The 13,870-nt window shown below is 72.8% G+C and carries 8 protein-coding genes; 2 read left to right on the forward strand and 6 right to left on the reverse strand.

The genetic code is table 11. The features are described 5' to 3' along the window. The first annotated feature begins 104 nt into the window (after positions 1-104). Positions 105-1,778: an FAD-dependent monooxygenase gene (locus B0675_RS21735; RefSeq protein ID WP_081220476.1), complete on the forward strand. Its 1,674-nt coding sequence runs from the start codon at positions 105-107 to the stop codon at positions 1,776-1,778. Between the two features lie 175 nt (positions 1,779-1,953). Here B0675_RS21735 and B0675_RS21740 read toward each other — a convergent pair whose 3' ends face one another. The 4 genes from B0675_RS21740 to B0675_RS21755 form a co-directional block, all read right to left on the reverse strand. Then, positions 1,954-4,173: an NADP-dependent isocitrate dehydrogenase gene (locus B0675_RS21740; RefSeq protein ID WP_081220477.1), complete on the reverse strand. Its 2,220-nt coding sequence runs from the start codon at positions 4,171-4,173 to the stop codon at positions 1,954-1,956. A gap of 225 nt (positions 4,174-4,398) precedes the next feature. Continuing rightward, entirely contained in the window at positions 4,399-5,484 is a 1,086-nt protein-coding gene (locus B0675_RS21745; RefSeq protein WP_081220478.1) for a mechanosensitive ion channel family protein, read from the reverse strand. Positions 5,485-5,860: 376 nt separating this feature from the next. Beyond that, positions 5,861-6,625, reverse strand: coding sequence for a crotonase/enoyl-CoA hydratase family protein (locus B0675_RS21750; protein WP_081220479.1), 765 nt, complete (start codon positions 6,623-6,625; stop codon positions 5,861-5,863). Between the two features lie 104 nt (positions 6,626-6,729). Beyond that, positions 6,730-7,659: a lysylphosphatidylglycerol synthase domain-containing protein gene (locus B0675_RS21755; protein ID WP_241539971.1), complete on the reverse strand. Its 930-nt coding sequence runs from the start codon at positions 7,657-7,659 to the stop codon at positions 6,730-6,732. Positions 7,660-7,905: 246 nt separating this feature from the next. Between B0675_RS21755 and B0675_RS21760 the strand changes: the two genes are divergently transcribed. After that, positions 7,906-9,798 (forward strand): ABC transporter ATP-binding protein, encoded by a 1,893-nt coding sequence (locus B0675_RS21760; RefSeq protein ID WP_179165419.1) that lies wholly within the window; start codon positions 7,906-7,908, stop codon positions 9,796-9,798. A gap of 88 nt (positions 9,799-9,886) precedes the next feature. Here the strand turns inward: B0675_RS21760 and B0675_RS21765 are convergent, their stop codons facing one another. After that, positions 9,887-13,087 carry an alpha-L-rhamnosidase gene (locus B0675_RS21765; protein ID WP_081220482.1) on the reverse strand — a complete coding sequence of 1,067 codons (3,201 nt, stop codon included), beginning with the start codon at positions 13,085-13,087 and terminating at the stop codon, positions 9,887-9,889. A 255-nt stretch (positions 13,088-13,342) separates the two neighbouring features. Continuing rightward, positions 13,343-13,801, reverse strand: coding sequence for a MarR family winged helix-turn-helix transcriptional regulator (locus B0675_RS21770; RefSeq protein ID WP_081220483.1), 459 nt, complete (start codon positions 13,799-13,801; stop codon positions 13,343-13,345). Positions 13,802-13,870 lie beyond the last annotated feature (69 nt).

Raw genomic sequence — 13,870 nt, forward strand, 5'->3', positions numbered from 1 at the left:
TTCGGTGATTGTCCCGTCGTGGGAGGCCTCGGCTCCTCCGGTCCGGAGCCATCCCGTGAAGCAGACTTTCCCGGTACCCAATCCGGACGACGAAGGGCCTGATCATGGCTGATGTCGACGTACTCGTGGTGGGCGCGGGCCCGGTGGGTCTGACGGCGGCGGCCGAGCTGCGACGGCACGGCGTGGACTGCCGCATCGTGGATCGGCTGGCCACCCCGGACCCCTATGCCAAGGCGATCGGTATCGTGCCCCGCACGCTGGAGGTGTGGGAGGCGATGGGCCTGGTCCACAGAGTTCTGGACGAGGCCGTACCGCACCTGGGTCAGCTGGTCTACATCGACGGCAAGCCCCGCCCGCGCGTCGAGCTCACGCTGCCGCCCGAGATCTCCTATCCCTTCGCCACGCTGCCCCAGTACGAGACCGAGCGGCTGCTCGCCGAGCACCTGGCGGGCTTCGGCACGGAAGTCGAGCGGGCGGTCGAACTGCGCTCGCTGGAGCCGCGCCCGGACGGTGTCGACGTCGTTCTCGCGCGCGCCGACGGATCGACCGAGCGTCTGCGGGCCCGCTACGTCGTGGGCTGCGACGGCGCGCACAGCCTGGTCCGCAGGTCGGCCGGGCTCACCTTCGAGGGCGACGCCCTCCCGGAGCAGTACATGATCGGCGACGTCGAGGTCGACTGGGAGCTTCCCGCCGGCTACAGCATGCGGTCCGTGAAACTGGACGCGAACGGCGAGGTGGACGACATGGTCGTCTGCATCCCGATGCCGGGCGTCCGTCGGTACTGGCTGTCGATGCTGCGCCGCGAGGCCGGAGCCGACGGCGAGGACGTCCCGGGCGCACCGGACGGGACGGCCCTCGGTGCGGGAGACGGGCGGGGCCTGGACCTCGGCCAGATCCAGGCCGTGCTCGACCGGCTGTCCCCGGAGGTGACGACCGCCTCCACGCTGCGCTGGTCCTCCACCTTCCGGACCAGTCACCGCCTGGTCGACCGCTACCGCAACGGCCGTGTCTTCGTCGCCGGGGACGCCGCGCACATCCAGCCGCCGATCGGCGGGCAGGGTCTGAACACCGGAGTGCAGGACGCCTACAACCTCGCCTGGAAGCTGGCCCTCACCGTCCGCGGCCTGGCCACGGACGACCTGCTCGACAGCTACCACGCCGAACGCCACCCGATCGCCCGGGAAGTCGTCGGCCGCACCGTCCGTCACGCTGCCAACGTCCGCCGGGCCGGCGCCGGCCCCCTCAACAACGGCAACGACACCGAGACGGCGATGCTGCGCCAGGCCCAGCTGCTGGTCGCCTACCCGGACAGCCCGCTGACCCAGCCCCGGCCGGCGGACCACGGACCCGAGGCCGGTCCGGTGCCCGGTGACCGGGCCCCGGACTGCCGCGGCCTGCTGAGCGATCTCGCCACCTACCCGCGGCGGCTGTTCGACCTGCTGCGGACCCCGCGGCACGTGCTGCTGCTCTTCGCGGGTGCGGAGCACGCGTCGGGCGAGGGGGCCGCCCGCCTCGAAGCCTGCGCCGCCGAGGCGCGTCGCGCCGCCCACGGCCTGCTCGACGCCTACGTGGTGACCGCCGCCGAGGTGCCGGAGGACGCCCGGCCGGTCGGTCTGCGTCCGCCGCGGGTGCGGGACGCCGCGGGCGAGTTCCGGGCCGCCTACGCGCCGCGTGACGGCGAGGCCGTCCTGATCCGCCCGGACGGGCACCTCTCCGGACGCTTCCACTGCGCCGTGCCGGACCATCTGACGGCACACCTGCGCCGGACGTTCGCCTGACCCCTCGCCTGACGCCGCCGTCGGGGACGAGCGCCCGAGGAACGCGGGTGTCCGTGCCGGCGTACGGCACCGGCGGAGTTCGTCACGACGCACGCCGCCCCGGCCGGGGAGTCCGGCCGGGGCGGCGTGCGTGGAGCTGCGGCCGCGGAGTCGCCTCCGCGGGCCGGCGCGTGGGTCAGGCGAGGGTCGCCAGCGCCTCGTTCCAGGTGGCCGACGGGCGCATGACCGAGGCGGCCTTGGCCGGGTCGGGCTGGTAGTAGCCGCCGATCTCGGCGGGCTTGCCCTGGACGGCGTTCAGCTCGTCGACGATCGTCTGCTCCTGGGCGGTCAGCACCTCGGCGAGCGGGGCGAACACCTTGGCGAGGTCCGCGTCGTCGGTCTGCCGGGCCAGCTCGTTCGCCCAGTACAGGGAGAGGAAGAAGTGGCTGCCGCGGTTGTCGATGCCGCCGACGCGGCGGGTCGGCGACTTGTCCTCGTTGAGGAAGGTCGCCGTCGCGCGGTCGAGGGTGTCGGCGAGCACCTGGGCGCGCGCGTTGCCCGTGGTGGTCGCGAGGTGCTCGAAGCTGGACGCCAGGGCGAGGAACTCGCCGAGGCTGTCCCAGCGGAGGTAGTCCTCCTTGACGAGCTGCTGCACGTGCTTCGGCGCGGAGCCGCCGGCGCCCGTCTCGAAGAGGCCGCCGCCCGCCATCAGCGGGACGATCGACAGCATCTTGGCGCTGGTGCCCAGCTCCAGGATCGGGAACAGGTCGGTCAGGTAGTCGCGCAGCACGTTGCCGGTGACCGAGATGGTGTTCTCGCCGCGGCGGATGCGCTCCACGGACAGCTTGGTCGCCTCGACCGGGGGCAGGACACGGATGTCCAGGCCCTCGGTGTCGTGCTCCGCCAGGTACCGCTCGACCTTCTCGATGAGCACGGCGTCGTGGGCGCGCTCGGCGTCCAGCCAGAACACGGCCGGGTCGCCGGTGGCGCGGGCGCGGGTGACGGCCAGCTTCACCCAGTCCTTGATCGGGGCGTCCTTGGTCTGGCAGGCGCGGAAGATGTCGCCGGCGGAGACGGTCTGCTCCAGGACGACGTCGCCGGCCTGGTCGACGAGGCGGACGGTGCCGGTGGTCGGCACCTCGAAGGTCTTGTCGTGGCTGCCGTACTCCTCGGCCTTCTGCGCCATGAGGCCGACGTTCGGGACGGTGCCCATGGTCGACGGGTCGAAGGCGCCGTTGGCGCGGCAGTCGTCGAGGACGACCTGGTACACGCCGGAGTAGCTGCTGTCCGGCAGCACCGCGAGGGTGTCGGCCTCCTGGCCGTCCGGGCCCCACATGTGGCCGGAGGTGCGGATCATGGCCGGCATCGAGGCGTCGACGATGACGTCGGACGGCACGTGCAGGTTGGTGATGCCCTTGTCGGAGTCGACCATCGCCAGCTCGGGGCCCTCGGCGAGCTCGGCGTCGAAGGACGCCTTGATCTCGGCGCCCTCGGGCAGGGACTCCAGGCCCTTGTAGATGCCGCCGAGCCCGTCGTTCGGGGTCAGACCGGCGGCGGCGAGCGTCTCGCCGTACCGCGCGAACGTCTTCGGGAAGAAGGCGCGCACCACGTGACCGAAGACGATCGGGTCGGAGACCTTCATCATCGTGGCCTTGAGGTGGACCGAGAACAGCACGCCCTCGGCCTTGGCGCGGGCGATCTGCGCGGTGAGGAACTCGCGCAGCGGCGCGACGTGCATGACGGACGCGTCCACGACCTCGCCGGCCAGGACGGGTACGGACTCGCGCAGCACGGTGGTGGTGCCGTCGTCGCCGACCAGCTCGATGCGCAGCGCGCCGGCCTCGGAGATCACCGCGGACTTCTCGGTGGAGCGGAAGTCGTCGACGCCCATGGTGGCGACGTTCGTCTTCGAGTCGGACGTCCACTTGCCCATGCGGTGCGGGTGGGTCTTGGCGTAGTTCTTGACCGACGCGGGGGCGCGGCGGTCGGAGTTGCCCTCGCGCAGCACCGGGTTCACGGCGCTGCCCTTGACCTTGTCGTACCGGGCGCGGATGTCGCGCTCCTCGTCCGACTTCGGGTCGTCCGGGTAGTCCGGGAGCGCGTAGCCCTGCGCCTGAAGCTCGGCCACGGCCGCCTTCAGCTGGGGGATCGACGCCGAGATGTTCGGCAGCTTGATGATGTTGGCCTCGGGCGTCTTGGCCAGCTCACCCAGCTCGGTCAGCGCGTCCGCGATGCGCTGGTCCTCCCGGAGGTACTCCGGGAAGAGGGCGACGATGCGCCCGGCAAGCGAGATGTCACGGGTCTCCACAGTGACACCCGCCTGCGAGGCGTACGCCTGGACCACCGGCAGGAACGAATACGTCGCCAGGGCCGGGGCCTCGTCAGTGTGCGTATAGATGATGGTCGAGTCAGTCACCGGGTGCTCCGCTCCACGTCTGCAACATTGCTCGACATCAAGATATCTCGTGAGCGACCCGGCCTCGACAGGGGTCCGCGCCGGGCGGGGCGGGCCCGCGGGAAACAGCCGCGGGCCCGGGGTCCGCGTCCGGCGCGGTGCGGTCACGTTCCGCGGGAGCCCGTCACGCTCCGCGCGTGAGCCGCCGAGCCGTGCCCGGACGCGGCCGGTCGGGCGGCGGGCGCCTCACGGGCGGGACGCCGCCTCGCGCTGGTGCGGGATGGCGGATTCCGGAAGGGGGATGCCGCCGCCCTGGAGGGCGACGGTGCGCGCCGGGGACGGGATGCGGATGCCCTCGTCCCGGTAGCGCCTGTGCAGGCGCTTGATGAACTCGTGCTTGATCCGGTACTGGTCGCTGAACTCGCCCACGCCGAGGATCACCGTCAGTCCGATGCGCGAGTCGCCGAAGGTGTGGAACCGCACGGCGGGTTCGTGGTCCGGGAGCGCGCCCGTGATCCCGGTCATCACCTCGGTCACGACCTCGTTCGTCACCCGCTCGACGTGGTCCAGGTCGCTGTCGTACCCGACGCCCACCTGCACGGTCAGCGTCATCTGCTGCTCGGGCCGGGTGAAGTTGGTCATGTTGGTGCCCGACAACTGGGCGTTGGGGATGATGACCAGGTTGTTGGAGAGCTGGCGGACCGTGGTGTTGCGCCAGTTGATGTCGACGACGTATCCCTCCTCGCCGCTGCTCAGCCTGATGTAGTCGCCCGGCTGGATCGTCTTCGACGCGAGGATGTGCACCCCCGCGAAGAGGTTGGCGAGGGTGTCCTGGAGGGCCAGGGCGACCGCGAGACCGCCCACGCCCAGTGCCGTGAGCAGGGGCGCTATGGAGATCCCCAGGGTCTGCAGGACGACCAGGAAGCCGATCGCCAGCACCACGACCCGGGTGATGTTCACGAAGATGGTGGCCGAGCCGGCGACACCCGACCGGGACTGGGTCACCGACCGGACCAGGCCGGCGATGAGCCGTGCCGCGGTGACCGTCGTGACCAGGATGAGCAGCACGGTCAGGGAGCGGCTGACCGTGCGGCCCACCGCCGAGGTCAGCGGCAGCACCGCGGCCGCCGACGCGAGGCCGCCCACGAACGCCACCCACGGCACCAGGGCGCGCAGCGCGTCCACGATGACGTCATCGCCGCTCCAGCGGGTGCGCTCGGCGTGCTTGCCCAGCCAGCGCAGCAGCATCCGCAGCAGGAACGCCGCCAGCAGCCCCGCGGCCACGGCTATGCCGGCGATCATCAGGTCGTCCAGGGTGACCGAACGCTTCATCGGTGACCTCCCGGGAGGCCGGGACCGGGGTGAGGCCCTGCGGGCCGTATGCGCTGTGTCGTCACTTGCCACCTGCTCGAATCCGGGGAACGCACGATCACGCCCGGACAGGTGTTCGTCGTCCGGGGCGACCGCTCATCCTGCCGCATCCGGCTGCCCCTCCGTCACCAGGCCCGCACAGTCCCGCCATTGACCGGAAACGCCCGTCAACGCCCTTGATGGGAGCGCCTGCTGACCGTTCTCCTCCCGCGCGGGGGCCCTTCTCTGTCGCGGGCCCCGTCGCCCCCGTGCCGAAATGGCCGGGACACGTCCCTCCGCCGCCGCACACGGCCGCGGTGGTCGGCCCGAGCGCCGGGCCCCGCCACCGGGCCGGCGGTCAGGCACCGTCGAACGAACCGTGCCGCCCGGCGCCCGCGGAGAAGCGGGCCGCGCCCTCCATGCTCTCGTCCAGCACGTCCATGCCGTAACGGAGTTCGGTGCGCAGGGCGGCCTTCTCGATCAGGCCCTCCTGGTCGAGGACCGAGGCGCGGTCGCTGCGCAGGCAGGCCTGCGGGAAGTCGGCGATCTCCGCGGCGAGCCGCTCGGCCTCGGCGCGGGCCCGGCCCACCGGGACCAGCCGGTTGGCGAGCCCCATCGTGTACGCCTCCGCCGCGGGGACCGCGCGGCCGGTGAGGATCATGTCCATCGCGCGGCTTGTGCCGATGAGCCGGGGGAGCCGCACGGTGCCCCCGTCGATGAGCGGGACACCCCAGCGGCGGCAGAAGACACCGAAGACGGCGTCCTCCTCGGCGACCCGCAGATCGCACCAGAGCGCCAGCTCCAGACCGCCGGCCACCGCGTGCCCCGCGACCGCCGCGATCACCGGCTTGGTCAGCCGCAGCCGGGTGGGACCCATCGGGCCGTCGCCGTCCTCGGTGACCTGGTTGCCCCGTTCGGCACCGATGGCCTTCAGGTCCGCACCCGCGCAGAAGGTGCCGCCCTCGCCCCACAGCACCGCGACGCGCGCCGTCTCGTCGGCCTCGAACTTCTTGAAGGCGTCCGCGAGTTCCGCCGCGGTCGGCCCGTCCACCGCGTTGCGCGCGGCCGGCCGGGAGAGGACAACGGTGGTGACATGACCCTGGCGTTCGATCCGGACCGGCATGGCGCTGTCCCCTTCTCCGGCCGACGCGCCTCACCGCGCGTCGTGGTCACTCCTCGGTATCACAGCTCGCGGGCGCGCGCACCGGCGCAGGGGATGCCCCCCTCTCAGATCACCTTCCAGCGCACCAGGGCCCCCAGCGTCAGCGCCCCCGGCAGCAGCGGCACCCACACCGTGATGATCCGGTAGGCCAGGACCACCGCCGTCGCCACCGCGACCGGGCCACCCGCCGCGACCAGCGCCACGGTCAGGGCCGCCTCCACCGAGCCGAGGCCGCCGGGAGTCGGCACCAGCGCGACCGCGACCGTCGCCGCGAGGTAGGCGATCACCATGTGCGCGGGGGACACCGGCAGGCCGAGCGCGCGGCCCACCGCGGCGAGACCGGCGGCCTGGAGCAGCGGGAACGCGAGCGAACCGCCCCACAGGGCGAAGGCCCGGGCCGGCCTGGTGTGCACCGAGCGGGCCTCGCCGAGCGCGGTGCGCAGGAAGGAGACGACGGGCGTGCGCAGCCGCCGGACGAGCAGCAGCGTCGCCGCGGCGAGCGCCACCAGCAGCCCGATGCCCAGCAGCAGCGGCCCGACCGCGCCGTCCGGGAGCAGGCCGCCGAGGCGCAGCGCGTCGGGGAACGCGATCAGCAGGCCGAGGAGAAGGCCGAGCCGGGCGGTCGACTCGGCGAGCAGATACAGCGCGAGCGCGGCCGACGAGCGGGCGAGCGGAACCCCGCACACCGTCATGAACCGGAGGTTGACCGCTCCGGCGCCGAGGCCGGTCGGCAGCAGGTGGTTGGCAGCCCCCGCCGCGAACTGGGTGGCGAGCAGGCGGCGTGCGGGCAGCCGTTCCATGACGGCGCCCTGGCGGGTCAGGGCCGCGGCCACCCAGGTCAGCGCGGTCGCGGTGGCCGCGGCCGCGAGCCACGGCCACTCGGCGGACCGCAGCTGGCCGAAGCCCTCGGCGAGGACGGACCGGTGGCGTACGGCCACCACCAGGACCAGCGCGAGCGGGAGCAGGCACAGGACCGGCCGGACGGCGGGGCGCAGGGCGAGGCGCCGGGGAAGCGCCGGCCTCGCTCGGGGGAGTCGTACGGTCGTCACATCGGGAGAGGTTTTCCACACCGCACCAACGTGAGGTTGCGGGCGTGGGGACGGCGGCTGACACGCCGCGCAAGCCGCGGGAGGGGTGGCCCCCGCGGGCCCCGGGTTGACGCCGTCCGGCCCGTGCGGGTGCGCTCCTGGCGAATCCTTGACCTCAACGAAGCTTGAGGTTCTACCGTCTCTCCCATGAGCATGGAGAGCACCGCCTGGACCCAGCTGTACAGCGTGATGAACGCCCAGCGGGAGCGCAGGCCCTTCGACCCCGCGACGCTGCGGCGCATCGCCGTCTTCGCCCGGCCGCACCGCCGCCGGATCGCCCAGTTCGTCGTCCTCAGCGTGGCGACCGCGCTGCTGGCCGTCGCGACGCCGGTGCTCGCGGGGCACGTCGTGAACACCATCGTGTCCCGGGGCGACGAGCGCACCGTGGTCCGCCTTGCCGTGCTCATCGCGGTCATCGCGGTCGCCGAGGCGGCGCTCGGGATCCTGAGCCGCCTCCTCTCGTCGACGCTCGGCGAGGGGCTCATCCTCGATCTTCGGACGGCTGTGTTCGATCATGTGCAGCGCATGCCGGTCGCGTTCTTCACACGTACCCGTACGGGCGCGCTCGTCAGTCGACTCAACAACGACGTCATCGGCGCCCAACGCGCCTTCAGCAACACCCTGTCCGGAGTCGTCAGCAACGTCGTGACGCTGCTGCTCACCCTGGCCGTGATGCTCACCCTCTCCTGGCAGATCACCCTGCTCGCGCTCGTCCTGCTGCCCGTGTTCGTCCTTCCCGCCCGGCGCATGGGCAGCCGGATGGCCCGGCTCCAGCGCGAGGCCGCCGACCTCAACGCCTCGATGGGCACCCGCATGACGGAGCGCTTCTCCGCCCCCGGCGCCACCCTCGTCAAGCTGTTCGGCCGGCCCGGCCAGGAGTCCGTCGAGTTCGCGGAGCGCGCCGGCCGGGTGCGGGACATCGGGGTGCGTACGGCGATGGCGCAGTCCGCGTTCATCACCGCGCTGACCCTGGTGTCGGCCCTGGCACTCGCCCTCGTCTACGGTCTCGGCGGCTGGTTCGCCCTGCGCGGCACACTGGACGCCGGCGCCGTCGTCTCCCTCGCCCTGCTCCTCACCCGCCTGTACGCGCCGCTCACCTCGCTCGCCGGGGCACGCGTCGAGGTGATGAGCGCCCTGGTCAGCTTCGAGCGCGTCTTCGAGGTGCTCGACCTGAAGCCGCTCATCGCCGAGAAGCCGGACGCCCGCGAGGTCCCCGAGGGGCCCGTCGCCGTCGAGTTCGACGACGTCCGCTTCGCCTACCCCTCCGCCGACAAGGTCTCGCTCGCCTCGCTCGAAGAGGTCGCCGCCCTCGACACCCGGGGCGGCGCCGAGGTGCTGCACGGCATCTCCTTCACCGCCGAACCCGGCCGCACCGTCGCGCTCGTCGGCTCCTCCGGCGCCGGCAAGTCGACCATCGCGCAGCTCCTGCCCCGCCTCTACGACACCGACGCGGGTGCCGTCCGGATCGGCGGCGTCGACGTCCGCGACCTCAGCGCCGCCTCGATGCGCGCGACCCTCGGCATGGTCACCCAGGACGGCCACCTCTTCCACGACTCCGTCCGCGAGAACCTCCTCCTCGCCCGGCCCGGCGCGACCGAGGAGGAACTGTGGGACGTGCTGCGCCGCGCCCGCCTCGAGGATCTCGTCGCCTCCCTGCCCGACGGCCTCGACACCGTCGTCGGCGAACGCGGCTACCGGCTCTCCGGCGGCGAGCGCCAGCGCATGACCATCGCCCGCCTGCTGCTCGCCCGCCAGCGCGTCGTCATCCTCGACGAGGCCACGGCCCACCTCGACAACACCTCGGAGGCGGCCGTCCAGGAGGCACTCGCCGAGGCACTGGAGGGACGCACCGCCGTCGTGATCGCGCACCGGCTGTCGACCGTGCGGGCCGCCGACCTGATCCTCGTCGTCGAGGCGGGCCGGATCGTCGAGCGGGGCACGCACGAGGAACTGCTCGCCGTGCGGGGCCGGTACGCGGAGCTGTACCGGACGCAGTTCAGGACCGCCCGGGAGGACACCCCGGAGCCGGCGGGGGTGGAGGCGTAGACCCTCCAGGTGGAGCCGGGGCCCGAGGGACCGGGTGGACGCGCGACGGATCCGCGTGTCCACCCGGTCCCTTCGCCCTCCGCGGCGGTCAGGCCGTGAACCGGTGGCTGCCGGAGCCGACCCGGTACACCGCGCAGCCGTCCTCCGTGCGCACGTAGGCAGCCCCGGTGTGGGTGACCGCGCCCGGGCCGGTCGCCGGGATCCACACCTCGGCCGTCGTGTTGGCGGGCACGGCGCAGGTCAGGTCGAAGGTGCCCGAGCGCAGGCTCCACCGGGTGGAGACCGGACCGTGCACCGACGTGAAGGTGGCGCGCGCCGAGGTGACGTCACCGCCCGGCCGGGGCCGCACGACGATCTCCCGGTAGCCGGGACGGCCCGCCGAGATGCCGGCGATGTTGGCGTACATCCACTCGCCGACCGAGCCGTAGGCGTAGTGGTTGAAGGAGTTCATGTCCGGTGTCTGGAAGCTGCCGTCGGGCTTGATGGAGTCCCACCGCTCCCACATCGTGGTGGAGCCCTTGTCGATCTGGTAGCCCCAGCTCGGGAAGGAACGCTGCTGGAGCAGCCGGTAGGCGACATCGGTGTGCCCGGTGTCCGTGAGCACCGGCAGCAGCCGGGGGGTGCCGAGGAAGCCGGTCGACAGGTGCCAGTCCTTGGCCCGGATCAGATCGACGAGCCGGCCGGCCGCCGCGGTGCGCAGCGCCTCGGGCAGCAGGTCCATCGACAGGGCGAGCACGTACGCCGTCTGCGTGTCGCCCTTCACCTTTCCGTCGGCGCCGACGTACGCGCCGCGGAACGCGTCGCGGACGCTCGCGAAGAGCCGGGTGAAGGGCGTGGCGTCCTTGCCCAGCTCCGTCGCCATCCGGGCGGCGAGGTCGGCGCTGTGGGCGAAGTACGCGGTGGCGATGACGTCCTTGGGGGTCTCGTCCGAGACGTTCAGCCAGTCGCCGTACCCGCCGGCGGGCCGCAGCAGCCCGTCGCTGTTGCGCTCCAGGTAGGACAGCCATGCCTGGACGGACGGCCAGGCGTCCTCCAGCACCTGCCGGTCGCCGTACGCCTGGTAGAGCGCCCAGGGGACCGTCACCCCGGCGTCGCCCCAGCCCGCGACACCGTTGCCGACCGTCCCGACCATGGGCGCGACGTCGGTGAACGCGCCGTCCGCGGTCTGGGCGTCGCGCAGGTCCACGAGCCACTTCGTCAGGAAGCGGGCCGATTCCATCGTGTAGGAGGCGGTCGGCGCGAACACGTTGATGTCACCGGTCCAGCCGAGCCGCTCGTCACGCGCGGGTGTGTCCGTCGGCACGGACAGGAAGTTGCCGCGCTGTCCCCAAGTGATGTTGCTGTGCAGCTGGTTGAGCATCGGGACATCGGTCTCGAACTCGAAGGTGAAGGGCGCCGAGGTGTGCATCACACGGCCGGTCACGGCCCGCGCGGACGGGGTGCCGGGGAAGCCGGTGATCTCGACGTAGCGGAACCCGTGGAAGGTGAACCGCGGCTCGTAGGTCTCCTCGCCACCGCCCTTCAGGGTGTACGTGTCGGTCGCGGCGGCGGAGCGGAGGTTCGCCGTGTACAGGGTGCCGTCCGGGTTGAGGACCTCCGCGTGCCTGATCCGCACGGTCGTCCCGGCCGCGCCGGACACCCGCAGGCGTACCGAGCCGACCATGTTCTGTCCGAGGTCGAACACGTGGACGCCGGGCGCCGGTTGCGTCACCTTCCGGGTCGGCAGTTCACCGGCCACCCGCACCGGGCCGTCCACCTGCGCATCGATCCGGGGCGGCGCGGCGTCCCCCGCGGCACGCCCCGGGAGCCAGCTCCGGTCGTCGAACCCCGGCGAGGTCCAGCCGGAGGTCTCCAGTCGCGCGTCGTACGTCTCGCCGCCGAGCAGGTCGGCCGCGACGATCGGGCCGGCGGCGGCCCGCCAGTCCTCGCCCGACGTGACCCGTTCGCTCGTGCCGTCGGTGTACTCGACCTCCAACTGCGCCAGCAGGGCGGGGCGTTCGCCGTACTGGTGGGGCCCGAACATGCCGACGTTGCCCGCGTACCAGCCCGGCGCCACCCAGGCGCCGAGGGCGTTGGCGCCGGACCGCACGAGCGAGGTCACGTCGTAGGTCTGGTACTGGACGCGCTCGCGGTAGTCCGTCCAGCCCGGGGCGAGCTGGTCGACGCCCACGCGGTGGCCGTTGAGGTGTGCCTCGTAGAGGCCGAGCGCCGTCGCGTACAGGCGTGCCCGGGCCACCTTCCTGCGCGGCAGCGTGAACGCGTGCCGCAGCTGGTTGGCGGCGAACGACGCCGGGACGACCCGCCCCCAGGGTCCGGATCCCCAGGCCGCGGCCACCTTCGCGGCCGGCCAGCCGCCGTCGTCGAAGCCGGTCTCCCGCCAGTCCGCCGCGGGTTCCGTGTCGGTCGCCTTCCAGGAGGTGTCGGTGACGATCCGCTGCTCGCCGGACGCCGTCCGCAGGTCCAGGACGGCGACCAGTCCCGCCGGGCTCTCCGTCGCGTTGGTGGCCGCGACGGCGAGGACGTTGCGCCCGGGACGGAGGTGCGGGAGGACCTCGACGACGGCCGGGCGGCGCCAGTCCTCGTTGTCCGTCGCCAGATCGGTGCGGGCCACTTCGGTGCCGTTGACCGCGAAGGCGTAGACGTTGTCGGCGGTGACGGCCAGCTTCGCCGAGGTGACGCCTTCGGGGACGTCGACCACCCGACGGAACCAGCGCGTGCCCTTCGGGGCCCCGCTCGCCGGATCCCCCTCGGCGAACCAGATCCACGAACTGCCGTCGAGGGACGGCGCGTCGGTGAGGGCGGGGGGAGCGGAGACCCACGTCGCCGACCAGTCCCCGGAGTCCATGAGGCCGGTCTCCCACCAGGCCGGGGCGCTCCACGGGGAGACGGCGCCGTCGGTGCCCCACACCTGGACCGACCAGAAGTACCGCTTCCGTGAGGCCAGTTGCGGCCCGGCGTACGGGACGAGGGTGGACTGGTCCGACGTCACCTTCCCGCTGTCCCAGACGTCGGGCCGGGACAGGCCGGAGGCGCTGGTGGCGACCCGGATCCGGTAGGCGCTCTGCCGCATCCCCGGGGCGTCCGAGGTCATCGGCCAGCTCAGGCGCGGGTGCTGGGCGTCGACGCCCAACGGGTTGCGCACGTATTCGACGGTCGGTTCGGTGACCCGCACCTCACCCCGTCGTCCGGCCGCCGCGGTCGCCGGTGCGGCCTGGGCCGCACCCGCTCCCGTGGCCGTCACGGCGACCGCGCCCGCGGCGCTCGCCAGGATGTTCCGCCTGCTGATCAATTGCGGCCCCTCACCTCGGAGTTGTGAATCGATTCACGTCGGTGAAGGTAGGGGCGGGAGAGGTGGGGGTCAATGAGTGTGCAGGGTTTTTCTGTGACATGGCTGTACTGGCGTGATGTATGGGGGAGGGTGGCCGGTTCGCGCCTCTGGGAAATTGAACGGTTTCAATCGAGGGCTGAGGGAGCGGCACACGGTGTCCGACCTGCGGGAGGCGCGGCGGCCCGGCCTCCGGACGGCGGGGGACGTGGGGCGCGGTCAGCCGGCCGGCGCGAGGCGCCTCTCCGGGCCCACGGAGACGCGCAACACCCGGAGGAGACGCGCGAGTTCACCGAGCTCCGGCTCGGCGAGCGGGGTGCCGACGAGGGCGTCGAGAGCGTCCGCGTACACGAGCGTCGCGTCGTCGAGCAGTCCGTGACCCGCCGGGGTGACGTCGACCAGGCTGGAGCGCCGGTCGCGCGGATTGGAGCGGCGTACGCACAGACCCCGCCGCTCCAGGCGGTCGACGGCCTGGCTCGCGCCGCCCACGCTGAGGGCGAGCGCGTCGGCGACCTCCTGGACGCGGCAGGAGGGGGCCCGGCCGGACGCTGTCAGGAGCACCCGGAAGCCGTTCAGGGACAGGTCGCACTCCTCGCGCAGGCGGGCGTCGATGTCCTGCGACAGCAGGGCGCCGAGCCGGGCGAGGTCCTCGAAGACCTGGTGCGGACGCGTGGTCACAGGGGTTCTCCGGTCTGTCGTGCGCGGGGCGCCGACGGCGCCCGCAGGCTGGGTGGGGAAGGGACGGAG

This window comes from Streptomyces sp. M41(2017) (assembly GCF_002078175.1).
Taxonomy (GTDB): domain Bacteria; phylum Actinomycetota; class Actinomycetes; order Streptomycetales; family Streptomycetaceae; genus Streptomyces.